Annotated in this window: 30 protein-coding genes and 1 tRNA gene; 21 read left to right on the top strand and 10 right to left on the bottom strand. The window is 73.1% G+C overall.

Annotated features, from left to right (window positions below):
• Positions 1-46: 46 nt before the first annotated feature.
• From clpS to IF27_RS06280, 8 genes are all read left to right on the top strand, one after another.
• Positions 47-361, top strand: a complete 315-nt coding sequence (gene clpS, locus IF27_RS06310; protein ID WP_052848342.1) for an ATP-dependent Clp protease adapter ClpS — start codon at positions 47-49, stop codon at positions 359-361.
• A complete protein-coding gene (locus IF27_RS06305) occupies positions 361-960 on the top strand; it encodes a DUF2017 domain-containing protein (protein ID WP_052848341.1) in 600 nt (199 codons plus the stop codon). The genes clpS and IF27_RS06305 overlap by 1 nt, the downstream gene beginning before the upstream one ends.
• A 47-nt stretch (positions 961-1,007) precedes the next feature.
• Positions 1,008-2,609: an alanine/glycine:cation symporter family protein gene (locus IF27_RS06300; protein WP_110945590.1), complete on the top strand. Its 1,602-nt coding sequence runs from the start codon at positions 1,008-1,010 to the stop codon at positions 2,607-2,609.
• Between the two features lie 28 nt (positions 2,610-2,637).
• Positions 2,638-3,054 carry a M67 family metallopeptidase gene (locus IF27_RS06295; protein WP_052848340.1) on the top strand — a complete coding sequence of 139 codons (417 nt, stop codon included), beginning with the start codon at positions 2,638-2,640 and terminating at the stop codon, positions 3,052-3,054.
• 85 nt (positions 3,055-3,139) lie between these two features.
• On the top strand, positions 3,140-3,253 hold the full coding sequence (locus IF27_RS31930; protein WP_338058193.1) for a putative leader peptide: 114 nt from the start codon (positions 3,140-3,142) through the stop codon (positions 3,251-3,253).
• A gap of 86 nt (positions 3,254-3,339) precedes the next feature.
• On the top strand, positions 3,340-3,618 hold the full coding sequence (locus tag IF27_RS06290; protein WP_052848339.1) for a MoaD/ThiS family protein: 279 nt from the start codon (positions 3,340-3,342) through the stop codon (positions 3,616-3,618).
• The gene (locus IF27_RS06285; RefSeq protein WP_052848338.1) at positions 3,618-4,568 is read left to right on the top strand and encodes a PLP-dependent cysteine synthase family protein; all 951 of its coding nucleotides are present in this window, start codon (positions 3,618-3,620) and stop codon (positions 4,566-4,568) included. The genes IF27_RS06290 and IF27_RS06285 overlap by 1 nt, the downstream gene beginning before the upstream one ends.
• A gap of 39 nt (positions 4,569-4,607) precedes the next feature.
• On the top strand, positions 4,608-5,804 hold the full coding sequence (locus IF27_RS06280) for an FtsW/RodA/SpoVE family cell cycle protein (RefSeq protein ID WP_052848337.1): 1,197 nt from the start codon (positions 4,608-4,610) through the stop codon (positions 5,802-5,804).
• Here IF27_RS06280 and IF27_RS31780 read toward each other — a convergent pair whose 3' ends face one another.
• Positions 5,805-5,936, bottom strand: a complete 132-nt coding sequence (locus tag IF27_RS31780; RefSeq protein WP_263053830.1) for a hypothetical protein — start codon at positions 5,934-5,936, stop codon at positions 5,805-5,807.
• Positions 5,937-6,052: 116 nt separating this feature from the next.
• On the opposite strand from IF27_RS31780, the gene IF27_RS06275 reads away from it, so the two are divergent.
• Genes IF27_RS06275 through IF27_RS06265 form a run of 3 tightly spaced genes read left to right on the top strand, consistent with a single transcriptional unit; the run spans position 6,053 to position 7,938 of the window.
• A complete protein-coding gene (locus IF27_RS06275; RefSeq protein WP_052848336.1) occupies positions 6,053-6,808 on the top strand; it encodes an MBL fold metallo-hydrolase in 756 nt (251 codons plus the stop codon).
• 19 nt (positions 6,809-6,827) lie between these two features.
• Entirely contained in the window at positions 6,828-7,556 is a 729-nt protein-coding gene (gene rph / locus IF27_RS06270; protein WP_052848335.1) for a ribonuclease PH, read from the top strand.
• 10 nt (positions 7,557-7,566) lie between these two features.
• Positions 7,567-7,938, top strand: coding sequence for a hypothetical protein (locus tag IF27_RS06265; protein ID WP_052848334.1), 372 nt, complete (start codon positions 7,567-7,569; stop codon positions 7,936-7,938).
• A gap of 45 nt (positions 7,939-7,983) precedes the next feature.
• Here the strand turns inward: IF27_RS06265 and IF27_RS06260 are convergent, their stop codons facing one another.
• A complete protein-coding gene (locus IF27_RS06260) occupies positions 7,984-8,355 on the bottom strand; it encodes a MerR family transcriptional regulator (protein WP_052848333.1) in 372 nt (123 codons plus the stop codon).
• Between the two features lie 124 nt (positions 8,356-8,479).
• Here IF27_RS06260 and IF27_RS06255 point away from each other — a divergent pair, with 124 nt between their 5' ends.
• Complete coding sequence (locus tag IF27_RS06255; RefSeq protein ID WP_052848332.1) at positions 8,480-9,553, top strand: alkene reductase; 1,074 nt, start codon at positions 8,480-8,482, stop codon at positions 9,551-9,553.
• A gap of 59 nt (positions 9,554-9,612) precedes the next feature.
• On the top strand, positions 9,613-10,215 hold the full coding sequence (gene rdgB, locus IF27_RS06250) for an RdgB/HAM1 family non-canonical purine NTP pyrophosphatase (protein ID WP_052848331.1): 603 nt from the start codon (positions 9,613-9,615) through the stop codon (positions 10,213-10,215).
• Between the two features lie 32 nt (positions 10,216-10,247).
• On the opposite strand, the gene IF27_RS06245 is transcribed toward rdgB, so the two are convergent.
• From IF27_RS06245 to bcp, 4 genes are all read right to left on the bottom strand, one after another.
• On the bottom strand, positions 10,248-10,910 hold the full coding sequence (locus IF27_RS06245; protein WP_052848330.1) for a class F sortase: 663 nt from the start codon (positions 10,908-10,910) through the stop codon (positions 10,248-10,250).
• Positions 10,907-11,557 (bottom strand): hypothetical protein, encoded by a 651-nt coding sequence (locus IF27_RS06240; RefSeq protein ID WP_052848329.1) that lies wholly within the window; start codon positions 11,555-11,557, stop codon positions 10,907-10,909. Before IF27_RS06240 ends, IF27_RS06245 begins: the two co-directional genes overlap by 4 nt.
• An 83-nt stretch (positions 11,558-11,640) precedes the next feature.
• Positions 11,641-12,420, bottom strand: a complete 780-nt coding sequence (locus IF27_RS06235; RefSeq protein WP_052848328.1) for an HAD-IIA family hydrolase — start codon at positions 12,418-12,420, stop codon at positions 11,641-11,643.
• A 10-nt stretch (positions 12,421-12,430) separates the two neighbouring features.
• Positions 12,431-12,898: a thioredoxin-dependent thiol peroxidase gene (bcp, locus tag IF27_RS06230; RefSeq protein WP_052848327.1), complete on the bottom strand. Its 468-nt coding sequence runs from the start codon at positions 12,896-12,898 to the stop codon at positions 12,431-12,433.
• A gap of 193 nt (positions 12,899-13,091) precedes the next feature.
• Here bcp and IF27_RS06225 point away from each other — a divergent pair, with 193 nt between their 5' ends.
• On the top strand, positions 13,092-13,415 hold the full coding sequence (locus tag IF27_RS06225; protein ID WP_052848326.1) for a DUF3618 domain-containing protein: 324 nt from the start codon (positions 13,092-13,094) through the stop codon (positions 13,413-13,415).
• A 103-nt stretch (positions 13,416-13,518) separates the two neighbouring features.
• On the top strand, positions 13,519-13,821 hold the full coding sequence (locus IF27_RS06220) for a GroES family chaperonin (RefSeq protein ID WP_052848325.1): 303 nt from the start codon (positions 13,519-13,521) through the stop codon (positions 13,819-13,821).
• Here the strand turns inward: IF27_RS06220 and IF27_RS06215 are convergent.
• Entirely contained in the window at positions 13,742-16,243 is a 2,502-nt protein-coding gene (locus IF27_RS06215; RefSeq protein ID WP_110945589.1) for a transglycosylase domain-containing protein, read from the bottom strand. The genes IF27_RS06220 and IF27_RS06215 overlap by 80 nt on opposite strands.
• Positions 16,244-16,411: 168 nt before the next feature.
• Positions 16,412-17,725: an SGNH/GDSL hydrolase family protein gene (locus IF27_RS06210; protein ID WP_110945622.1), complete on the bottom strand. Its 1,314-nt coding sequence runs from the start codon at positions 17,723-17,725 to the stop codon at positions 16,412-16,414.
• Positions 17,726-17,834: 109 nt separating this feature from the next.
• Here IF27_RS06210 and IF27_RS06205 point away from each other — a divergent pair, with 109 nt between their 5' ends.
• From IF27_RS06205 to IF27_RS06195, 3 genes are all read left to right on the top strand, one after another.
• Positions 17,835-19,106: a DUF445 domain-containing protein gene (locus IF27_RS06205; RefSeq protein WP_110945588.1), complete on the top strand. Its 1,272-nt coding sequence runs from the start codon at positions 17,835-17,837 to the stop codon at positions 19,104-19,106.
• A gap of 35 nt (positions 19,107-19,141) precedes the next feature.
• Positions 19,142-19,228, top strand: a tRNA-Leu gene (locus IF27_RS06200).
• Between the two features lie 78 nt (positions 19,229-19,306).
• Positions 19,307-19,735: an OsmC family protein gene (locus IF27_RS06195; protein ID WP_052848323.1), complete on the top strand. Its 429-nt coding sequence runs from the start codon at positions 19,307-19,309 to the stop codon at positions 19,733-19,735.
• A 69-nt stretch (positions 19,736-19,804) separates the two neighbouring features.
• Here IF27_RS06195 and IF27_RS06190 read toward each other — a convergent pair whose 3' ends face one another.
• Both IF27_RS06190 and IF27_RS06185 read right to left on the bottom strand, forming a co-directional pair.
• Positions 19,805-19,984 carry a type II toxin-antitoxin system VapB family antitoxin gene (locus IF27_RS06190; protein ID WP_052848322.1) on the bottom strand — a complete coding sequence of 60 codons (180 nt, stop codon included), beginning with the start codon at positions 19,982-19,984 and terminating at the stop codon, positions 19,805-19,807.
• Between the two features lie 94 nt (positions 19,985-20,078).
• Positions 20,079-20,858 (bottom strand): helix-turn-helix domain-containing protein, encoded by a 780-nt coding sequence (locus IF27_RS06185; protein WP_052848321.1) that lies wholly within the window; start codon positions 20,856-20,858, stop codon positions 20,079-20,081.
• A 295-nt stretch (positions 20,859-21,153) separates the two neighbouring features.
• On the opposite strand from IF27_RS06185, the gene IF27_RS06180 reads away from it, so the two are divergent.
• The 3 genes from IF27_RS06180 (at position 21,154) to IF27_RS06170 (ending at position 22,804) form a co-directional block, all read left to right on the top strand.
• Positions 21,154-21,612, top strand: a complete 459-nt coding sequence (locus IF27_RS06180) for a glycine-rich domain-containing protein (RefSeq protein WP_052848320.1) — start codon at positions 21,154-21,156, stop codon at positions 21,610-21,612.
• Positions 21,613-21,704: 92 nt separating this feature from the next.
• Entirely contained in the window at positions 21,705-22,388 is a 684-nt protein-coding gene (locus IF27_RS06175) for a class I SAM-dependent methyltransferase (protein ID WP_052848319.1), read from the top strand.
• A 104-nt stretch (positions 22,389-22,492) separates the two neighbouring features.
• The gene (locus tag IF27_RS06170; RefSeq protein ID WP_052848318.1) at positions 22,493-22,804 is read left to right on the top strand and encodes an antibiotic biosynthesis monooxygenase family protein; all 312 of its coding nucleotides are present in this window, start codon (positions 22,493-22,495) and stop codon (positions 22,802-22,804) included.
• The last annotated feature ends 5 nt before the right edge of the window (positions 22,805-22,809 follow it).

Genomic DNA, 22,809 nt, shown 5'->3' with positions numbered 1-22,809 from the left:
GGGCGCGCGGGCGTCGTTTGGCCATCGGGGGGGCTGCGGTGGCAGCATGGGGGGCGTGAGTGCTGCGATGCCCATGGAAGTCGAGCGCACGGAGACCGACGAGGCACGGGTGGAGGCCCCGCTCCCCGAGGTCCCATGGGTGACGGTCGTGCACAACGACCCGGTGAACCTGATGAGCTACGTGACCTACGTCTTCCAGTCCTATTTCGGTTATCCGAAGGACAAGGCGACCAAGCTCATGCGCGACGTGCACGAGAAGGGGCGGGCGACCGTCTCGCAGGGCAGCCGCGAGGAAATGGAACGGGACGTGCAGGCCATGCATGGATATGGCCTCTGGGCGACGCTTCAGCAGGAACGGTGATGGCGGGACGTTTCGAGAAGAGCGGCGACGGCGCGGCGGCCGTCGCGCTGGACGGGGCGGAGATCTCGATCCTCCGCAGCCTGGCCGTGCAGCTGCTGGAACTGATCGGTCCTGGCGAAGGACCGGCGGACGGCGACGACCCGCTCGCCGCGCTGTTCGCCGAGGGCCCCAGCGAACCGCCGTCCGACCCCGCGCTCGCGCGCCTCTTCCCGGACGCCTACGGCGAGCCGGGCGCGCCGCCCGACGAGGAGACCAGGCGCCTGTCCGCCGAGTTCAGGCGGTTCACCGAGACCGAGCTGCGCACGGCCAAGCGGGAGAACCTGCTGCTCATGGTGGGCGGTCTCGACGCGGCGGCGCGTGACGCGGCCGAGACGGAGGGGGACGCGCTGCTGACCCTGGAGGCGGACGCCTCCCGGCGCTGGCTCGGCGCGCTGAACGACATGCGGCTCGCCCTCGGCAGCAGGCTCGGCCTTTCGGATGACGAGAGCAGCGACCGTCTGTTCGACACTCCGCAGGACGATCCCGGCCGGCCGCTGGTCATCGCCTATTCCTGGCTCGGACTTCTTCAGGAATCACTTATCGAAACGCTGGCGCCCTGATCCGATAATCACGGAATAGCGGGCGGCGATGGGTAATCTCCCATGCCATGGCGAGCGACGCATCATGGACCGACCGGATCGACACGGCCGTCAATGACGTATTCGAACCTGTTCGCGATGTCCTGAACGCCGTCGTCTTCTGCGAGATCGGGATCGCGGGCACGCGCTTCCCGCTCATCGTCGGCTGGCTGGTCCTCGCCGGGCTGCTCTTCACGGCCGGGTTCGGCTTCGTCCAGATCCGGCGGTTCGGCACCGCGCTCAAGCTGGCCTCGGGGCGGTACGAGCAGCCGGACGCGCCGGGCGAGGTCACCCACTTCCAGGCGCTGACGTCCGCCCTGTCCGGCACGGCGGGCCTCGGCAACATCGCCGGTGTCGCCATCGCCGTCTCGGTCGGCGGTCCCGGCGCCACGCTGTGGATGATGCTCTGCGGCTTCCTCGGGATGGCCACCAAGTTCGTCGAGTGCACACTCGGCGTGAAGTACCGCGACATCGACGCGCGGGGCCGCGTCTCCGGCGGCCCCATGCAGTACCTCACCAAGGGGCTCGCCGAACGCGGCATGCCGCGCCTCGGCCGCGCCCTGGCCCCGCCCGCCGCCGCGATGATCCTCTTCTTCGCCTTCTTCGGCGGGAACCTCTTCCAGGTCAACCAGTCCCTCGAACAGCTCGCCACCGCCACCGAGGACCACACCGCGTTCTTCACCGGCTCGGGCGGCGCCCTGCTCTTCGGCGTCGTCGTCGCCGTGCTCGCCGCGCTCGTGCTGCTCGGCGGCATGCGCGCCATCGGGCGCGTGACCAGCCGCCTCGTGCCCGCGATGACGGTCCTGTACGTCGCCGCCTGTCTCGTCGTCCTGCTGGCCAACGCGCCGCAGATCCCCGACGCGGTCGCCACCATCTGGCGCGAGGCGTTCCGCCCCGAGGGGGTCGCGGGCGGCATGGCCGGGGCGCTGATCACCGGCTTCCAGCGGGCCGCGTTCTCCAACGAGGCGGGCGTCGGCTCGGCGCCCATCGTCCACTCCGCCGTCAAGACCACCCGGCCCGCGACCGAGGGGCTCGTGGCGCTGCTGGAGCCGTTCGCCGACACCGTCGTGCTGTGCACGATGACCGCGCTCACCATCGTCGTCGCGGGCGCCCCGAGCTACGCCGCCGCGCGCGAGGCCGCCGCGCAGGGCGGCGAGGGCGGGGACACCACGGCCGGGATCTCGCTCACCTCCGACGCCTTCGCGACGGCCCTGCCCTGGTTCCCCGGCGTGCTGACGGTGGCCGTCTTCCTCTTCGCCTTCGCCACGATCATCACCTGGGGCTACTACGGCCAGAAGGCGTGGGCCTACCTCTTCGGCGGCGGCCGGATCGCCGACGCCGCCTACAAGGCGCTGTTCTGCGTGATGATCGTCGCGGGCGCGCTGCTCTCGCTGGGCACGCTGGTGGACCTGGCGGACGTCTTCCTCTTCCTGGCCGCCGTCTTCAACATCATCGGGCTCTACCTGCTCGCCCCCGTCGTACGGGCCGAGCTGCGCAAGGTCGAGGTCTTCCTGCGCCGCCGCGACGCCGGGCTGCCCGACGAGGACCCCGACGGCGGCCCCGGCGGCGCGGCCGGTCCGCCGGAGGACGACCCGGGACCGCCCGCCGGGTCCGTCACCCTCACGCAGTGAGCCGGAGGGCGCGCTCTACCCTGACCGCATGCTGACCATCACCCAGGACCTGGTGGACCGGATCACCGCCCACGCCCGCGCCGATCACCCCGACGAGGCGTGCGGCGTCGTCGCGGGACCGGCGGGCAGCGACCGGCCCGAGCGTTTCGTCCCCATGCTGAACGCGGCCCGCTCCCCGACGTTCTACGAGTTCGACTCGGGCGATCTGCTGAAGCTCTACCGGGAGATGGACGACCGCGACGAGGAGCCGGTGGTCGTCTACCACTCGCACACCGCGACCGAGGCGTACCCCTCGCGCACCGACATCACCTACGCGAACGAGCCGGGCGCGCACTACGTCCTCGTCTCCACCGCCGAGAGCGGCGGCGGCGAAGGGCCGGTCTCCTTCCGGTCGTTCCGCATCGTGGAGGGCGTGGTGACCGAGGAGGAGGTGCGGGTCGTCTGACCTGCGGTCCCACCCTGCGGGACGGCCACGTCCGTATGATGAACCGATCGCTGGGGGGCCTGGGGGGAATCGATACGATGCCGCCATGGTTCCCCACGGCGTGAGCGACGAGATCCGGGGCGGCGGTGTGCTGCTCGTGGCACGTCTGCATGTCGATCTGTGCCGTCTCGCCGGTGCCCTGTGTCCGGCGTCTCGTTGATCACGACCGGTCGCGACTGATCACGGTCGATCGCACGGTCCGCTGCCCGTCCACGTCACCCGAGCCGAGTCTTCCCTGGAGCCCCCATGGCCATCGAGGTCCGCATCCCGACCATCCTGCGCAGCTACACCGACGGCGAGAAGGCCGTCGCGGGGAGCGGCGGCACGCTCGCCGAGCTGTTCGCGGACCTGGACGCCAGCCACCCCGGCATCCGGGAGCGGCTGGTGGACGGCGGCGAGCTGCGCCGTTTCATCAACGTCTACCTGAACGACGAGGACGTGCGCTTCCTCGATGGCATCGCCACCTCGCTCAAGGACGGCGACAGCGTCACGATCCTCCCGGCCGTCGCCGGAGGCATGCGCTGATGCGCTTCGACTCCCCGCTGGCAGCCGTCGGCAACACCCCGCTCGTACGGCTGCCGCGGCTGTCCCCGGCCGAGTCCGTCCGCGTGTGGGCGAAGCTGGAGGACCGCAACCCGACAGGATCGATCAAGGACCGCCCCGCGCTGTTCATGATCGAACAGGCCGAGAAGGACGGGCGCCTCACCCCCGGATGCACCATCCTGGAGCCCACCTCGGGCAACACGGGCATCTCCCTGGCCATGGCCGCCCGCCTCAAGGGCTACCGGATCGTCTGCGTCATGCCGGAGAACACCTCGGCGGAGCGCCGGGAACTGCTGGCCATGTGGGGCGCCGAGATCATCTCGTCCCCCGCCGCTGGCGGCTCGAACACCGCCGTCCGCGTCGCCAAGGAACTGGCCGCGGAACACCCCGACTGGGTGATGCTCTACCAGTACGGCAACCCGGACAACGCGGGCGCCCACTACGCGACGACCGGCCCCGAGATCCTCGCCGACCTGCCCTCGGTCACCCACTTCGTCGCCGGGCTCGGCACCACGGGCACCCTCATGGGCGCCGGACGCTACCTGCGCGAGCAGCGCCCCGGCGTGAAGATCATCGCCGCGGAACCGCGCTACGACGACCTGGTCTACGGGCTGCGGAACCTCGACGAGGGCTTCGTGCCCGAGCTGTACGACGCCGCCGTGCTCACCTCCCGTTACTCCGTCAGCTCCACGGACGCCGTCGCCCGGACGCGTGAACTCCTCTCCGAGGAGGGCATCTTCGCCGGGATCTCCACGGGCGCCGCCCTGCACGCCGCGCTCGGCACCGCGCGCAAGGCCGTGGCGGCGGGCGAGGAGGCCGACATCGTCTTCGTCGTCGCCGACGGCGGCTGGAAGTACCTGTCCACCGGCGTCTACACCGCCGCGTCCACCGAGGAGGCGGTCGCCCTGCTGCACGGCCAGCTGTGGGCGTAATCACCGAAGGCGCACGCGTCGCCACGTATCGTCACCGGAGTGACCGTACGCAGCTACCCCCTCGCGCCGCCGGCCGCCGAGCAGTCCGTCTGGACCAGGATCAGAGCCCGGGACTCCGTCGTCCGGCGCCTCGACTGGTGGCTGCTCGGGTCGGCCGGTGTCCTGGCCGTCCTCGGCACCCTGCTCGTCTACTCCGCGACACGCGGCAGGACCGACCTCAACAACGGTGACCCGCAGTACTTCCTGCTGCGCCACATCCTGAACCTCAGCATCGGCGGCGGGCTCGCCGCCGTCATGGTCTGGCTCGGGCACGTGCGGCTGCGGAACGCCGTCCCCGTCCTGTACGTCCTGTCGCTGCTGATGTCGCTGGCCGTCCTCAGCCCGCTCGGCTCCTCCATCAACGGCTCCCGCAGCTGGATCCAGCTGCCGGGCGGCTTCGCGTTCCAGCCGTCCGAGCTGGTCAAGGTCGGCGTCATCCTCGCCGTCGCGACGCTGCTCGCCGCGCCGCTGGAGAGCGACCAGCGCCCCCGCCCCGACACCCGCGCCGTCCTCCAGGCCCTCGGCCTCGTCGCGCTCCCCGCCGTGATCATCATGCTGATGCCGGACGTCGGCCAGACGATGGTGCTCGCCGCCATCACGCTCGGCGCGCTCATCGCGTCGGGCACCGGGCGCGGCTGGATCCTCGGGCTCATCGGCCTCGGCATCGGCGGCGCGCTGGCCGTCTGGCAGGCCGGGCTGCTGGACGCGTACCAGATCAACCGGTTCGCGGCCTTCGCCAACCCCTCCCTCGACCCGGCCGGGGTCGGGTACAACACCAACCAGGCCCGCATCGCGATCGGTTCCGGCGGGCTGACCGGCCAAGGCCTGTTCCACGGCAGCCAGACGACGGGGCAGTTCGTGCCCGAGCAGCACACCGACTTCATCTTCACCGTCGTCGGCGAGGAACTCGGCTTCGTCGGCGCCGCGTCCGTCATCGTGCTCATCGGGGTGATCCTGTGGCGCGGCTGCCGCATCGCCTCGGGCGCGCCGGACATGTACGGGACGATCGTCGCCGCCTCGATCGTGGCGTGGATCGCGTTCCAGGCGTTCCAGAACATGGGGATGGCGCTCGGCATCATGCCGGTGACCGGCCTGCCGCTTCCGTTCCTGTCCTACGGCGGCTCGTCCATGTTCGCGATCTGGATCGCGGTGGGTCTGCTGCTGGCCATCCGTGCCCGCTCGCGCAGCCGGATGTGATCAGTCGCGGCGGCGTCCGCGCCGCCGCCCGCGGCGGGGCCTGCCGCCCAGCCGCCCGGCGCCATCGACCACCGCCGCGATCAGCCCCAGAACGGCCACCGCGCCCAGCGCCAGCCACCACACTCCGTCCACACGTGCGACGGTACCCCGCGCTGGTGATTCCGCCCACACCGCGGCACGCGCGAGGCACGGCACGGTCCGATGCGACTTAGAGTCGTTCGAACCCCACACCGGAGGTTCCCCGTTCCATGAAGCTCACCGTCGTCGGCTGCTCGGGTTCCTTCCCGTCCGCGGACTCGGCCTGCTCCAGCTACCTGGTCGAGGCCGAGGGCTTCCGGCTGCTCCTCGACCTGGGCAACGGCGCCCTCGGGGAGCTCCAGAAGTACTGCGGGCTGTACGACATCGACGCCGTCGCGCTCAGCCACCTGCACCCGGACCACTGCATCGACATGTGCGCCTACTTCGTCGCGCGCTACTACCGCCACGAGGGCGGCCGGTGCCCGCAGCTCCCCGTCTTCGGCCCGACAGGCACCGAGCACCGCCTCACGACCGCGTACGACGACACCCCCACCGAGCGGTCCATGAGCGAGGTCTTCGCGTTCCACACGCTCGTGCCCGACCGGCCGTTCGCCGTCGGCCCGTTCCTCGTCACCGCGCACCGCGTCGTCCACCCCGTGGAGACGTACGGCTTCCGCGTCGAACACCGGGGGCGCGTCCTGTGCTACTCGGGTGACACCGGCCGCTGCGACAGCCTCACGGAACTGGCGCGCGGCGCCGACCTCTTCCTGTGCGAGGCGTCGTTCACCGACGGCAAGGAGGACCTGCCCGAGGTCCACATCAACGGCCGCGAGGCGGGGGAGTGCGCCCAGCGCGCGGGCGCGGAGCGGCTCGTCCTCACGCACATCCCGCCGTGGACCGACGCGCAGGTCAACCTCTCCGACGCCAAGGCCGCCTTCGACGGGCCCGTCGAGCTGGCCAGGCCCGGGGCGGTCTACGAGATCTGACCCCGACTAGGCTCGGCCCATGTCTCGTATCGACGGCCGCTCGGCCGACCAGCTCCGCCCCGTCCGCATCGAACGCGGCTGGAGCAAGCACGCCGAGGGCTCGGTCCTCGTCTCCTTCGGGGACACCCGGGTGCTGTGCACGGCCAGCGTGACCGAGGGCGTCCCGCGCTGGCGCCGGGGCAGCGGCGAGGGGTGGGTCACCGGCGAGTACGCGATGCTCCCGCGCGCCACCAACACTCGCGGCGACCGCGAGTCGGTGCGCGGCAAGATCGGCGGCAGGACGCACGAGATCTCCCGCCTCATCGGCCGCTCGCTGCGCGCCGTCGTGGACTTCAGGGCGCTGGGCGAGAACACCGTCGTGCTCGACTGCGACGTCCTCCAGGCCGACGGCGGCACCCGTACCGCCGCCATCACCGGCGCGTACGTCGCGCTGGCCGACGCCGTCACCTGGGCGCGCGCGCACAAGCTGGTCAAGGGGCGCGCCGAGCCGCTGACCGGCTCCGTCGCCGCGGTCAGCGTCGGCATCGTGGACGGCGTGCCGCTGCTCGACCTCAACTACGCCGAGGACGTGAAGGCGGAGACGGACATGAACGTCGTCCGCACCGGCGACGGGCGCTTCGTGGAGGTGCAGGGCACCGCGGAGGGCGCGCCGTTCGCGCGCGAGGAACTGGACGCGCTCCTCGACCTCGCCTCGGGCGGCTGCGCACAACTCGACGAGGCGCAGCGTACGGCTCTGGCCACAGGGTAAAGATTCGGTCATGAAGAAGACGAGACTGGCGACGGCCGCGATGGCGGCCCTCACGGTGCTGACCGCCGCCGGCCTGACCACCGCGTGTGACGTGCAGCAGGCCGTGGACTGTGCCCGGCTGTCCCTCGCGATCACCGGGAACGTGAACGACATCCAGCAGGCCGTCAACGACAACGATCCCGACGCGTTCGAGGCGGCGACGGACGAGCTCCAGGCCAACATCGACGAGCTGCACGGGATGGAGGACGCCGAGGTGCAGGAGGTGGGCGACTCCGTCGCCGACGCCGCCGACACGCTCCAGGTGGACGCCGAGGGGACCGTACAGGTCGATCTCCAGCCGATCACCGACGCGGCCGGGCAGCTGACGGAGGTCTGCTCCTGATCGCCCGCGCGCGCCCGGGAGGCCGAGGTCTCCCGGGCGCGCGGGCTAGACGCTGGTCCGCAGCGCCTGGTGGTGCTCGCGCGCCGCGGCCATCACCGCGTCGAGCGTGTCGCGGGTGCGCAGCAGTTCCTCGACGTGCGCCGAGAGGCGGTCGCGCTCCTCGGCCATGCGCGCCAGCGCGGCGGCCGAGTTCTCGTCGCTCGGGGCGTCCCGGCAGGGCATGAGTGCGCGGATGGTGCGGCTGGAGAGCCCGGCCGTGTACAGGCGCTGGACGAACGCGACCCGCTCGACGTCCTCCTCCGTGTAGTGCCGCTGCCCGCCGGGGCTGCGGGTGCTCCCCAGCAGCCCCTGCTCCTCGTAGTAGCGCAGCGAACGGACGCTGGCCCCCGTCCGCGCCGCGAGGTCGCCGATCCGCATGCCACGCTCCCGTCTGTGACCCGCGTCACATCGCTTGCCTCTCACATCAATGTCAGGTTCTAGCGTAGCCGTCGGGGCCCGTCACCGCGGGTCCCTCTCGACGGCCCGCGTGAAGGAGCCCCGCATGACCACGCTGTTCGACCGCAACCGCCTCGGAGAGCTGGACCTGCCCAACCGCGTCGTGATGGCCCCGATGACCCGGGTCCGCGCCGCCGCCGGTGGCCTGGCGACACCCTCGATGGCCGCCTACTACGCGCAGCGGTCCACCGCCGGGCTGATCGTCAGCGAGGGGGTGCAGCCGAACGTCGTCGGGCAGTCCAACCCGGGCACCCCCGGCCTGCACACCGACGCGCAGGTGGACGCCTGGCGGCCCGTCACGCACGCCGTCCACGCGAGCGGCGGGCGCATCTTCGCCCAGATCATGCACGGCGGCCGGGTGTCGCACCCGGACACCATCGGACGCCAGCCGGTCGGGCCGTCCGCCGTCGCCGCCGTGGGGCAGGTGTTCACCCCCGGCGGACCCCTGCCCGCGCCCGTCCCCCGCGCCCTGGGCACGGACGAGGTGCCCGAGCAGGCACGCTCCTACGCCGACGCCGCCCGGCGCGCCGTCGAGGCGGGCTTCGACGGCGTCGAACTCCACGGCGCCAACGGCTACCTCATCTCGCAGTTCCTGTCCTCCAACGCCAACCTGCGCACCGACCGCTACGGCGGCCCCGTCGCCCACCGCATCCGGTTCGCGGTCGAGGCCGTCACCGCCACCGTGGACGCCGTGGGCGCCGCCCGCACCGGCATCAGGCTCTCGCCTGGCGGCACCTTCTGGGGCGTCCGCGAGACCGACGTGCCCGAGCTGTACGCCGCCCTGCTGGCCGCGCTCGCCCCCCTCGGCCTCGCCTACCTCCACCTGGAGGCGACCACGGAGGAAGAGGTGCTGACCGGGCTGCGCCGCGCCTGGCCCGGCGCCCTGATCGTCAACCCGGTCGTCCCCATGGGCCCCAAGCAGACCGACAGGGCCGCCGCCGACCACTGGCTCGGGCTCGGCGCCGACCTGATCAGCTTCGGACGGCCCTTCATCTCCAACCCCGACCTCGTCGAACGCCTGCGCGCCGGGCTCCCGCTCGCGCCCGTGGACGAGAACACCTACTACCAGGGCGGCGACGCGGGGTACCTCACGTACCCGGCGTACCGCTACGCCGCCTGACCCGGGGGCGGAAGGACCGGGCGGCGGGGGCGAGACCCGCCCCGGACATAATCGGACGCATGCAACGACTCGTCCTCGCCACCCGCAACACCCACAAGATCACCGAGCTGCGCGCCATCCTCACCGAGGCCGGTGTCACCGTCGAGCTGATCGGCGCCGACGCCGTGCCCGGCGCGCCCGACGTCCGGGAGACGGGTGTGACCTTCGCGGAGAACGCGCTGCTGAAGGCCCACGCCCTCGCCCGCGCCAGCGGGCTCCCGGCCGTCGCCGACGACTCGGGGCTGTGCGTGGACGTCCTCGGCGGGGCGCCCGGCATCTTCTCCGCGCGCTGGGCCGGGCGGCACGGCGACGACCTCGCCAACCTCGACCTGCTGCTCGCGCAGCTCGCCGACGTCCCGGCCGGGCACCGGGGCGCGTACTTCGTGTGCGCCGCCGCGCTCGCCCTGCCGGACGGCACCGAACGCGTCACCGAGGGCCGCCTCCCCGGCACCCTGCGGTTCGCGCCCACCGGGGCGAACGGCTTCGGCTACGACCCGATCCTTGAGGTCGAGGGCGACACCCGCACCTGCGCCGAGCTGTCGCCCGACGAGAAGAACGCGATCAGCCACCGCGGGCGCGCCTTCCGCGCGCTGGCTCCCGAGATCGGCGCCGTCCTGGCCTGACGCGCGCCCCGCCCCGGGCCAGGCGGGCGTGTTCAGGCGGGCGTGTGCGCGGCGGACGTGCCCGTCAGGTACGCGTCCACGACCACGTTCGCCGAGTAGCTGTCGCGCTCCCTGTCGAAGGCGCCGCCGCAGGTGATCAGCCGCAGCTCGGCCGCCCCCGGCCGCCGCGCGCCGTACACCAGGTCGGCGTCGAACGCGTCGCGCTCCACCAGCTCCACGGCCCGCACGGTGAACTCCGCGACGCTGCCGTCCTGCCGCGTCACCCGGATCTCGCTGCCGGGCTCGGCCTCCCGCAGCCGGTGGAACACGGCGGGCTCCTCCTCGGTGTCCACATGGCCGACCAGCACGGCCGGGCCGACCGCGCCGGGCGTCGGGCCGTCCGCGTACCAGCCGACCTTGCCCGAGGCCGTGAACGGCGGCGGATCGACGCCGCCCGACGCGGTGTCCACGCCGCGCTCGATGACGTCGGCGCTGACGCCGAGCGCCGCGATCTCCAGCCGCCGCGGCGGCCCGCCGCCGGTCAGGGGGCGCGCGGCGGGCGGCAGCGGGGCCGCCTCGCGCGCCTCGCTCCCCGGCCCCCGTACGGCGGCGGCCCGAGGTTCCGACGCGCCACGGTCCGTCAGGTGCGCGCCCCACAGCCACAGTCCGCCGATGAGGAGCGCCCAGGTCGCCGCCGCGGCCAGCGCGCCCTTCACCGCCGCCGCAGTCTGCGGACGGCGAGGAGCGTCCCCGCGCCGAGCAGCGCGCCGCCGCCGAGCGCGAGACCGGCGGGGCCCGTCGTGAGGACGTCGTCCCCCGGCCCTTCGCCCGCCGTGCCGCCGCCGCCCGCCTCGACCGGGCCCGTGGGGCGGGGCGCGGGCTCCCCAGGACGCGGGCCTGGCCCGCCGCCGCCCGGCTCGCGCTCGTGGTCACGCCCGTGGCCCTCGCCCTCCCCGCGCCCGCCGCCTCCGCCGCCCGTGCCGGTGATGACGAGCCGTCCCGACACCTTGGCGTCCGCGCCGTCGCAGGAGACGTCGATGGAGTACACCCCCGGCTCCACGGTGGAGCTGACGCGGGCCTCGCCGAACAGGCCGTTCCCGTCGTCGTCCGGCGCGGGCGCCAGCAGCGCCTCGGCGGCGAAGCCGTCCGACCTGGCCGTGGCCCGCCGCTCCGCGCAGCCGGTGATCGTCAGGTCGATCTCGTCACCGGGGCGCGGACTCAGCGGCGTCACGCGGACGCCCGCGCCCCCGCCGCCACCCGCGGCCGGGACCGGATCGCCGTCCGCCGCCGACGCCGCGGCGCCGCCCGCCGCCGTGACCAGCGCCGCACACACGGTGAGCCTGACAGAGAAGGGGATACCCATGGGAAGACCTCCGGATCGGTATCTCGAAGGTCCCTCCCCGGACGGCCGCCCGCATCCGCAGGGGGGCCGTCCGGGAGCGTGCGTCAGATCCTGTCCACCAGATCGGCGATCGAGTCCACCACGGCGGACGGCCGGAACGGGAACCGGTCGATCTCCTCCGCGCCGGTCAGCCCGGTGAGCACGAGGAACGTCTCCATCCCCGCCTCAAGGCCCGCCAGCACGTCGGTGTCCATCCGGTCGCCGATCATCGCGCTCGTCTCCGAGTGCGCGCCCAGCATGTTGAGCCCGGTGCGCATCATCAGCGGGTTGGGCTTGCCGACGAAGTACGGCTCGCGGCCGGTCGCCTTCGTGATCAGCGCCGCGACCGAGCCGGTGGCGGGCAGCGCGCCCTCCGCCGACGGGCCGGTGTGGTCCGGGTTGGTCGCGATGAACCGCGCCCCGCCGTTGATCAGCCGGATCGCCTTGGTCAGCGACTCGAAGCTGTACGTCCTGGTCTCGCCCAGGACCACGTAGTCCGGCGCCTGGTCGCTCAGCACGTACCCGACGTCGTGCAGCGCCGTCGTCAGGCCCGCCTCGCCGATGACGTACGCCGTGCCGCCCGGCCGCTGGATGTCCAGGAACTGCGCGGTGGCCAGCGCCGAGGTCCAGATCGCCTCGGGCGGCACCGTCAGCCCCATCCGCGTCAGCCGGGCCTGGAGGTCACGCCGGGTGTACATCGAGTTGTTGGTCAGCACCAGGAACGGTTTCCCCGACTCCTGGAGCCGCTTCAGGAAGCGGTCGGCCCCCGGCACGGGGACGCCCTCGTGGATGAGGACGCCGTCCATGTCGGTCAGCCAGGACTCGACGGGCTTGCGCTCGGCCATGCGGGGCTCCTCAGATCTCCAGGTCCTTGATCAGTTTCGCGACATGGCCGGTGGCCTTCACGTTGTACAGCGCCCGCTCGACCTTGCCCTGTTCGTCCACGACCACCGTGGAGCGGATGACCCCGGTGACCGTCTTGCCGTACAACTGCTTCTCCCCGTATGCCCCGTAGGCCGTCAGGACCTCCTTGTCCGGGTCGCTGACCAGGGTGACGCGCAGGCTCTCCGCCGTGCGGAACTTCGCCAGCTTCTCCGGCTTGTCGGGGGAGACGCCGATGACGTCGTACCCGGCGCCCGCGAGCAGGTCGAGGTTGTCGGTGAAGTCGCACGCCTGCTTCGTGCAGCCCGGGGTGAGCGCCGCCGGGTAGAAGTACACGATCACCTTGCGGCCCGCGTGGTCCGCAAGGGAGACGGGCTCGCCGTCGGCGTCGTCCAAGGTGAAGGCGGGTGCCGGGTCGCCCGGCTGAAGGCGCGCGCTCATGGAGGCTCCTCGCGGTCGTCCGCGTCCGTGCGCGGGGTGGGGCGGACCTGCTCGTCCGCTGGTGGAGGCTCCGCGCCGTCGGCGGGCGCGGGCTCCGCCACACAGCCTAATCGGGGACGCGGACGGGCAGGCCGCGACGTGAACTGACACACTGTGCCGTAGCCAGAACCACGCGGAGGACGGAGGCGCGAGAGTGCCGGACACAGCCAGGACGCCCGCACAGATCGAGGCGGGGATCGCCCGGCGTCGGGAGAGCCTCGCGCAGACCCTGGACGAGATCGCCGTCCGCGTCCACCCCAGCACTGTCGCCGGTGACCTCAAGGCCCGCGCGGCGGCGACCGTGGACCGCAGCGTCGGCCGCCTGCTGGTGACCGCCAACCGGGGCGTCACGTCGGCCCGTTCGCAGTTCGTGACGCCCGAGGGCGCGCCGCGCCTGGACCGGGTGGTGCCCGCCGTCGTCGTGGTGGCCGCCGTGACCGGGCTGTTCGTCCTCGGATCGCGTCGCCGGGGCAGGTAGCGGAGGTCCGGGCGGTGGCGGTGCCCGCGCGGCCTTGGGATACGGTGCCCCCGTGAGTCCTTCTCCGCCCCTGCCCGCCTCGCCCGACAAGCTGCCCATCCGGATGCTGCACGACCGGGTGCTGGTGCGCGCCGACACCGCCGAGGGTGAGCGCCGCTCCTCGGGCGGCATCGTCATCCCGGCGACCGCCGCCGTCGGGCGGCGGCTGGCCTGGGCCGACGTCGTGGCCGTGGGGCAGAACGTGCGGACCGTCGAGCCGGGCGACCGCGTGCTCTACGACCCGGAGGACCGCGCCGAGGTCGAGGTGCGGGGCGTCTCCTACATCCTCATGCGCGAGCGTGACCTGCACGCCGTGGCCGCCGAGCGGCTCCAGGACTCCGACGGCTCGACGGGCCTGTACCTCTAGCCGTACGCCGCGCCGTCCGCCCCCTGTCCTGCGCGCCGCCACGTCCCGGCAGCGCGCCCGGGGGGCCCGGGGCAGGCGCGGTGCCTTCCTCGGGACCTGACGGCTCCGGTGCTCCCGTCGGCTCCCCGCCGCCCGGCCCGCCCGGTGCGGCGGACTCCTGCGGCTCCTCCGGCCCGGTGGGGCCCGGGGGTTCCTCCGGTTCCTCGGGGCCGCCCGTCTCCTCGGGCTCCTCCGGTTCCTGCGACTCGTCGGGCTCCTCGGCCCCCTCCGACGGCTCGGGCGACGCGCTCTCCTCCGCGTCGCGGTCCTCCCGGCGCGGCGCCCCCTCCCGGTCGGGGCCGCGCGGCCTCAGCTCGGGGTCAGGCTGCCGCGACCGCAGCGTGAAGTCCCGCTCCGGCTCGCCCTCCAGCGCCTCCGCCGTGTACCGGGCCCAGATCTGCGCAGGGAAGCCGCCGCCGCTGATCCGGTCCTGCCCGGCCACCCCGTACAGCTCCTTCTGCGCGCCCGACACCGGGTCCTGCCCGAACACCGCGACCACGGTGGACAGTTCAGGCGTGTAGCCCGCGAACCAGGCCGCCTTGTCGTTCTCCGCCGTACCCGTCTTGCCCGCCGCGGGGCGCCCCGCGGCCTGCGCCGCCGCGCCCGTGCCGACGCGGACGACGTCGAGCAGCACCTCGGTCGTGCCGTCCGCCGCCTCCCGGGAGATCGCCCGGTCGGGGTCGCGGCGCGGCAGGTCGATCCGCTCCCCGTTGCGCGTCACCTCGGCGATCAGCGTGACCTCCCGGTGCACGCCGTGCCGGGCCAGCGTCGCGTAGGCGTTCGCGACGTGCACCGTGCTCGGGGTCGCCGTGCCGAGCGAGATGGAGCCCTGCGCCGAGTCGAGGCCGGGGGTGTTGTCCGGGATGCCGAGCGCGACCGCCGTCTCCTTCACACGGTCGGGGCCGACGTCCTCGCCCATCTGCGCGAAGACCGCGTTGACCGACGCGTCCATGGCCTCGGCGACGGTGATCGTGCCGTAGTCCGCGTCGTCCTCGTTCTCCGGCGCCCAGCCGGTCTTCTCGCCGTCGCGGCCGACCACCTCGCGCCCGCTGTCGCCGTCGTACTCGGTACGCGGCCCGATGCGGTCGCCGTCCTCCGTCTCGGCCCGCCGGTCGAGCGCGGCGGCGTAGACGAACGGCTTGAACGTCGAGGCGGCCTGGTAGTCGCGGCGCGTCGCGTTGTTGACGAACTGCTCGGTGTAGTCACGGCCGCCGTACATCGCCACCACCTCGCCGCTGTCCACGTCCACCGAGGTGGCGCCCACGCGCGCGAAGCGGTCGGGGGCCTCGTCCGTGGCGAGCCGATCGAGGAAGCCCTCCTCCACCGCGCGCCGCAGCAGGTCCTGCCGGTCGGGGTCGATGGTCGTCCGCACCCGGTAACCGCCGTCGAGCAGCTCGTCCTTCTCCGCGACGCCGTTGGCCTGGAGCCATCCCGCCGCCGCCTCCACCAGGTAGCCGCGCTCGCCCGACAGCTCGTCCGTCGCGATCTCGACCGGCTCGGGGAACTCCATCCCGTCGCGCCGCGTCTTGTTCAGCCAGCCCTCCTTGACCATGCCGTCCAGCACGTAGTTCCAGCGGGCCAGCGCGCGGTCCCGGTTCTCCGGGTCGGCCCGCACGTCGTACGCCCCCGGCGCGTTGAGCAGCGCGGCCAGGTACGCGCCCTCCTCGGTGGTGAGGTCCTTCGCCTGCTTGTCGTAGTAGGCGCGGGCTGCGGCCTGCACGCCGTACGCGTTCCGCCCGAAGTAGCTGGTGTTGAGATAGCCGCGCAGGATGTCGTCCTTGCTCTCCTCGCGGCCCAGCTTCACGGCGATGACCAGCTCCTTCGCCTTGCGGCCCAGGGTCTGGCGCTGGTCGAGGTAGTAGTTCTTCACGTACTGCTGCGTGATGGTCGAGCCCGACTGCTTCCCCTCGCCGCGCACCATGTTCCACACCGCGCGGACCATGGCCCGCAGATCGACGGGCGGGTCGTCGTAGAAGTTGCGGTCCTCGGCCGCCAGGACGGCGCGCCGCACCGTCAGCGGCACGTCGGCGAGCGCGACGTTCTCGCGGTTCACCTCCCCCGCGACCGCGATCTCCGAGCCGTCCGCGTAGAGGTAGACGTTGCTCTGCGCCGCCGCCGCCGCGTTCGCCTTCGGGATGTCCACCAGGAAGTACGCCGTCACCAGGCCGCCCATCGCCAGCAGCACCACCAGCAGGACACCGCCCAGGGCCATGCGCCAGGTCGGGACCAGGCGGCGCCAGCCGTGCCGCCGCCGCTTCGTCCTCGGCGGCCGGGACGCCCGCCGTGACGGCCACCGCCGCCAGCGGGCGCCGCGCTCCGGCTCCGCCGGTCCCCCCGGCCCTGCCGGTTCCCCCGGCTCCCGCGCGTCGCTGTCGTCGCTCATGGCTGCCGTCACGCCTCCCGCACGGTGCGTCCGCCCGCCGTCGCGGTCCGTGAGGAACCACTCTGGCACCGGCCGCGGGCAACCCGCCGCACCCGTACCCCGTCCGTGGTCCGGCTCACCCGGAAGGGGGGCGTCAGGCGCCGGGGGCGCGGCTCGCGGCGAGCGGCGTCAGAGCGTGCGGTCGGCGCCGTGCGCGAGGCGCGACAGGTCAACGGCGGCTGACATCGCGCGGAAGCCCTCGTCGCTCGGGTGCAGGCCGTCGCCCGAGTCGTAGCGCGGCAGCAGGCGGTGCGGGCGGTTCGGGTCGCGCAGGGCGCGGTCGAAGTCGAGGACGACGTCGAAGACCTCGCCCGCGCGGATGCGCGCGTTGACCTGCTGGCGCACCCGCTCCAGCCGGACGGACTCCGCCCGGTTCCAGTCGAACGGCGTCAGCGTCGCGCCCGCGACGTGCAGCCCGGCCGCCCGCGCCTCGTCCGCCAGCCGCGTCAGCCCGGCCACGACGGCGTCGGCGTCCGTCTCGTGCGGGTCGAGGATGAGGTCGTTGATCCCCAGCTGGACGACCAGCGTGCGGGCGCCCTCCTCGCGCAGCACGTCCGCCGTCAGCCGCCGCTCCCCGCTCACCCCGTAGAACAGGCGGTCGAACGGGGCGTCGCGCAGCAGGCGGTTCCCGCTGATGCCCTGGTTGAGCACCGCCATCCGCGGCGCGCCCGGCTCCTCGCGCAGCCGCGCGGCGAGGAAGTCGGTCCAGCGGTGGTCGGCGTCCGGCGTGGACGTGACGCCGTCGGTGAGCGAGTCGCCGAGGACGACGACCGCGCCGTCCGTGTAGGGCGTGAACACCTGGACGCCCGTCACGTAGCGCCAGTGCTCCGTCGTCCGCGTGTACGCGGCGCCGCCCTCGTCACCCGCGGCCTCCCCTGCCGCCGAGTAACCGGTCTGCCGGGCCATGCGGTGGTACGTCACCGGGCCGGACGGCTCCGGCGCGTACACCGACACCAGCAGGCCCGCCCCTGCGGGGACCTCCAGGTCCACCGGGTCGCTGAGCACCGTCGCGCCCACGGGCACGGTCACCGCGCCCTCGCCGTCGAACGTGAGCCCCCGCAGCGTCCCCGGCAGCGCCGCCGGGCCGCGGCCCGCCGCGAGCGCCACCGTCACCTCGGTGAACGTCACCGGGCGCGTCCCGTACTCGTTGGACAGCTCCACGCGCGCCCGGCTGCCGCCGACCGACGCCGTCATCACGTTGCGCAACGACCGGCCCGGCAGCCCGTCGCGCGTGCCCGGCTCCGCGCCGGACGGCGCGCCCGTCCAGGTCCCCACCCACGCACCGCTCGCGGCGGGCCGTACGTCCGGCGTCGGCACCGCCTCGGGCGCGGGGGCCGCCGCGACGTCCCGCCGCGTGTCGCGCCCCGCGCCGACCGCCACGAGGACGCCGAGCAGGACCACCAGCAGGCCCGCGAGCAGGGCGAATCCCCACCGTGCTCTCACCACTCCCACCCGCATATCGTCCCACGATCGGACCACGTCGGCTCACTCGGCCGGAGCACACCGGCACCGGCGGGCCCGTCCGCCCGCCGGGGACGGGACAATCGGAAGCATGGACGAGACAACGCTGCCGAGCCCGGGCGACGCCGAACGCGCGAAGGGCCTGCGGCGCATGAAGGCCGTCGCCACCGGCCTGCTGCTCTTCGTGACGGTGGTGTACGCCGTCGCGACCTGGGCCGAGCACCAGGGGGCGGGCGCCTGGGCGGGCTACGTCGCCTCGGCCGCCGAGGCGGGGATGGTCGGCGCGCTCGCCGACTGGTTCGCCGTCACCGCCCTCTTCCAGCACCCGCTGGGGCTGCGCATCCCGCACACGGCGATCATCCCCACCAAGAAGGACCAACTCGGGCAGTCGCTCGGCGACTTCGTGGGCGAGAACTTCCTCGCCGCCGACGTCGTGCGCGGACGCCTCGCCGCCATCGGCATCGCCCGCCGCCTCGGCACCTGGCTCGCCCGCCCCGAGAACGCCGACCGCGTCACCGCCGAGATGGCCACCGCCGTCCGCGGCGGCCTCACGGTCCTGCGCGACGCCGACGTGCAGGCCGTCCTCGGCGAGGCCATCACCCGCCGCGTCAACGGCGCCGAGATCGCCCCGCACCTCGGGCGCCTGCTGGAGCGCACCGTCGCCGACGGCGGCCACCGCCGCGTCGTGGACCTCTTCGTCAACCAGGCGCACGACTGGCTCGTCAAGCACCGCGACACCGTCCTGTCGGCCGTCGAGGGCGGCGCGCCCGGCTGGACGCCGCGCTTCGTGGACCGCCGCGTCGGCGACCGCGTCCACCGCGAACTGCTGCGCTTCGTCACGGAGATGCGCGACGCCCCCGACCACCCCGCGCGCGGCGCGCTCGACCGCTTCCTCGCCGACTTCGCGGGCCAGCTCCAGCACGACGAGGAGACGCGCGCCCGCGTCGAACGCCTCAAGTCCGAACTCCTCGCGCGGCCCGAGGTCCAGGACCTCATCGCCTCCGCCTGGGGCAACATCCGCGCCATGATCATGAACGCCGCCGAGGACGAGCGCAGCGCCCTGCGGCTGCGCGCCCGCACCGCCGTCCTCGCCGCGGGCCACCGGCTGGTGACGGACGAACGGCTCCGCGCCAAGCTCGACGGCTGGGTCACCGACGCCGCCGTGCACGTCGTCTCCGGCTACCGCGCCGAGATCACCTCCCTCATCAGCGACACCGTCTCGTCCTGGGACGCGGAGACCACCTCGCGCAAGATCGAGCTGCACATCGGCCGTGACCTCCAGTTCATCCGCCTCAACGGCACGGTCATCGGCGCGCTGGCGGGGCTCGCGATCCACACCGTCACCCGGCTGCTCGGCGGCTGAGGGCCGGGGGGCGGGCCGGTAGGATGACCCGCCGAGCGGCCGTGATGGAACTGGCAGTCATGCTGGGTTTAGGTCCCAGTGCGCTAGCGCGCGTGAGGGTTCGAATCCCTCCGGCCGCACCACTCGTCACCCCGGTAGCGTGGGTACCGTGAGGCGACTCCCGCTTCCGCATCCCGCGTTCCTCCAGGAGGATCGACCACATGGCAACCACACGCACCGCGACGACGAACTGGGAAGGCCCCCTCATGGGAGGCTCGGGCACCGTCGCCCTCGACTCCTCGGGCGTCGGCACCTTCGACGTCACCTGGGCGTCCCGTGCCGAGGACCCCAACGGGCGGACCAGCCCGGAGGAACTGATCGCGGCGGCCCACTCGTCGTGCTTCTCCATGGCCCTCTCGCACGGCCTCGCCGGTGCGGGCACCCCGCCCGAGACGGTGCAGACGCAGGCCGACGTCACGTTCCAGCCGGGTGAGGGCATCACCGGCATCGTGCTGCGCGTCAAGGCCCGCGTGCCCGGCCTGTCCGCCGAGGACTTCCAGACCGCCGCCGAGAACGCCAAGGCCAACTGCCCGGTCAGCAAGGCACTCGCCGGGGCGCCCATCTCGCTTGAGGCCGAACTCCTCGCCTGACCCCGCACCACCGCACGGCGGCGCCGCGCCCCCCCACCCGGGGAGCGCGGCGCCTTCGCGCCAGGCCGGTCACCGGCCTTGAGCCGCCCGGTCCCCGGACGGATACGGACCGGCCGCCGCGTACAGCCGCCTGGTCTCCAGCACCTGCCGGAGCGCGGTGTTCACCGTCTGCTCCACGGTGCAGGTCCCCAGGACCTGCGCCACCTCGGCGACGAGAGTGTCGTCGAGATCGATGACGGTACGGCTCACGGCCACCTCCGCTGGTGTTGACGTGCTATCAGGTCCATTGAAGCCTGCGCCGCCCCCGCGCGAGGATGCCGACAACTGCCCTCCGGCGGGGGCGTCATTCCGGCGGTCGGCCGTACCTCTCCAGCGCCGCCTTGCTCGTGGACCTGTCCACGAGCCGCAGCTCCCACGGTCCCGTGTTGACGTCGAAGTCCTTGCCGAAGCCGACCCACTTCCCTGACATGCGCCGTCCTGTCGGTTCGACCAGGAGCTGAACGGCCCCGTGGTAGCGGGCGCCGTTGTAGTAGCCGTCCGTGGCCGTCTGCTCGACCCACGTGCCGGTGACCACGTTGCGGTCAACGGTCAGGTCCAGCGTGAGCGGGCTGTCGGGGTTGCTGCTCCCGCCCGGGAGGCTCTGGACGGTCAGTCGGTTCCCGTGCTGGACGATCACCACGTGATGCCTCCCCTCGAACGAGTCGTCCCGGCTCGAAGAGAAGAACTCGTAGCGACTGAGCCACACTCCCGAGAACGTCTCCCCGGTCGGCTGCACGGCCTGCTGCACGCTCACCGCGGCCGAGGCGACACCACCTGCGCCCGTCTCCATGTCGTGCCCTCCCTTCCCGTCGGCCCGTACCCGTGGCATCGGCACCGGCAGGGCGAAGCCCAACGCCTCGACCGGACGGCCGGTGACCCGTTCCAGCGCCCTGGCGTACACGCCCCGGGGCGTCCTGCTGGTCCCGGACTCCCAGCGCTGCACCAGCCGCTTGGACGCCTCGTTCGGCTCCCCCAGCTCAGCACCCGCCCGGCGGAGCGCCTTGGCGAAGTCGTCCTGACTCTGGCGCAGGCCGATACGTACGGCCCGCAGCACATCGTTCGGCACCACAGCAGACGTCGTCATGGCGTCGAACCTAGACCTGTCGGCCCTGTGATGACACCGTTTTGACGCCTTGTCGGACGTCTTCTGCCCGCGCCGAGTGACGCCCAGGCGACGCCTGGAGCGTCGTCGTTCCGGCCGGACGGCGGCGGGACCATCGGTTCACCGACGGGACCGAGCGGCGGGAGGCGAGCGGGAACCATGAGCGTTCAGGAGTTCCGCGCCATCCGCCGCACGTCCGGCCCGGAGGTGATCCACCCGGGCGGCACGGCCGAGGGGCCGTTGACCGCTGTGGCCCTCGAAGAACAGGTAGGCGCACATGACGATCACCGGCACGACGACGACCGTGTACGACCTCATCACCCCCGAGGTCAGGGCCGACCTCATCACCCTGGTCCGTGAGGACTCCTGGCCGGAGATGACCTACGACCAGGGCGAGCGCGGCGTCCGCCAGCTGGCGGCCTTCCTCGCCGTCGCCGCGACCACCACGGAGAGGGCCACGCCCAGCCTCCGCGTGGACCTCTTCTGGCACGCGTTCGTTCTCCACACCAAGCACTACGCCGCCTTCTGCGACGCGCTCGGCGGCGGGTTCATCCACCACGTGCCCGATCGGGGCGAAGGCCACGACCCGGCCGAGGGCCGGGCCGCGATGCGCCGGACGGCCGAGATGATCCGGTCGGCCGGATTCGACGTGGACACGGAGTTCTGGCCGAGCGACGGCGCGGCCGACTGCACCCAGAGCTACGCGGGCTGCTCCGACAGCCCCGTCGTCAAGTAGCTCCGCCACAAGCGGAGCGACCGACCCACCGGAGCTTCGGCCGCCCGGTATCGTGCCGGGCGGCTGTCGCCGTGGACGAGAACGGACAGGTAGTGACCGACCCCCGCAGCACCGCATGGGACACGTACGCGCAGGGCAAGCCCCAGCGGCGGACGACCAACGCCAAGGGCGAGACCACGTGGTTCAACTGGACCCAGTACCCGGACCACGGCCCCGGGGCCGACGTGCTCGGCCTCGCCCCCGGAGACCGCGTGCTCGACCTCGGGTGCGGCTCCGGCGGGAACGCCGCTCACCTCGCGACGCTCGGCATGACATCCGTCGGGATCGACCTCTCCGCCGAGCAACTCGCCAAGGCCCGTGAGCGCTGGCCGGGCGTCAACGGGATGCAACTCCACCGGGCCGACGCCCTCACCCACCTCGCCGACACACCGACGACCTTCGACGCGGTCTACAGCGTCTTCGGCGCCGCCTGGTTCACCGACCCCGGCCTGCTGCTCCCGCTCGTCCAGGCACGCCTCAAGCCCGGGGGAGTGCTCGCCTTCTCCCAACGGCCCCCGATCGACGGGTGCTACGGCTGCCAGGCGTCCTACATCCCACGCGGGCCCGACGAGGACCCCGCTGTCGTCAAGCGCTGGGACTACGAACCCGACGTGTGGGGGCTGACGTTGAAGGAGTTCGGGTACGTCGAGGTGTCGGCGTCCGTCATCGCCCCGCCCCCGGGAAGTCGGCGCACGGGCACGCTGTTCGTCCGGTGCGTCAGTCCGGGCTCACGGTGAGGAAGGCGGTCCCCGCGCCGCGTTGACCGGCCGGTGTAGCAGACTGCTCGTACGTGGTCCGGCTCGTCCCGGAACGCCCGACCCCCGTGCGAAAGGTGCCGCAGATGTCCGTGGTGAAGATCAACGTGCTGACCGTTCCCGAGGAGCGGCGGGAGGAGTTGGAGCAGCGGTTCGCGGCGCGGGCCGGGCTCGTCGAGGGGGAGGACGGCTTCGAGTGGTTCGAGCTGCTGCGGCCCGTCGAGGGCACCGACCAGTACCTCGTCTACACCCGCTGGCGCAGCGAGGAGGACTTCCAGAAGTGGTTCGCCGGGTCCATGCGTGAGGCCCACCAGGGCGGCGGCCAGCGGCCCGCCGCCGCCGGGGCGACGCTGTGGTCGTTCGACGTCGTGCAGCAGGCCGCGCCGCGCCGGGACTGACCGGC

The sequence above is a fragment of the Streptomyces avicenniae genome (assembly GCF_000719135.1).
GTDB classification, from domain to species: Bacteria; Actinomycetota; Actinomycetes; order Streptomycetales; family Streptomycetaceae; genus Streptomyces; species Streptomyces avicenniae.
Note: the sequence above shows the minus strand (reverse complement) of the source record. Positions and strands in the feature narration are given on the sequence as shown.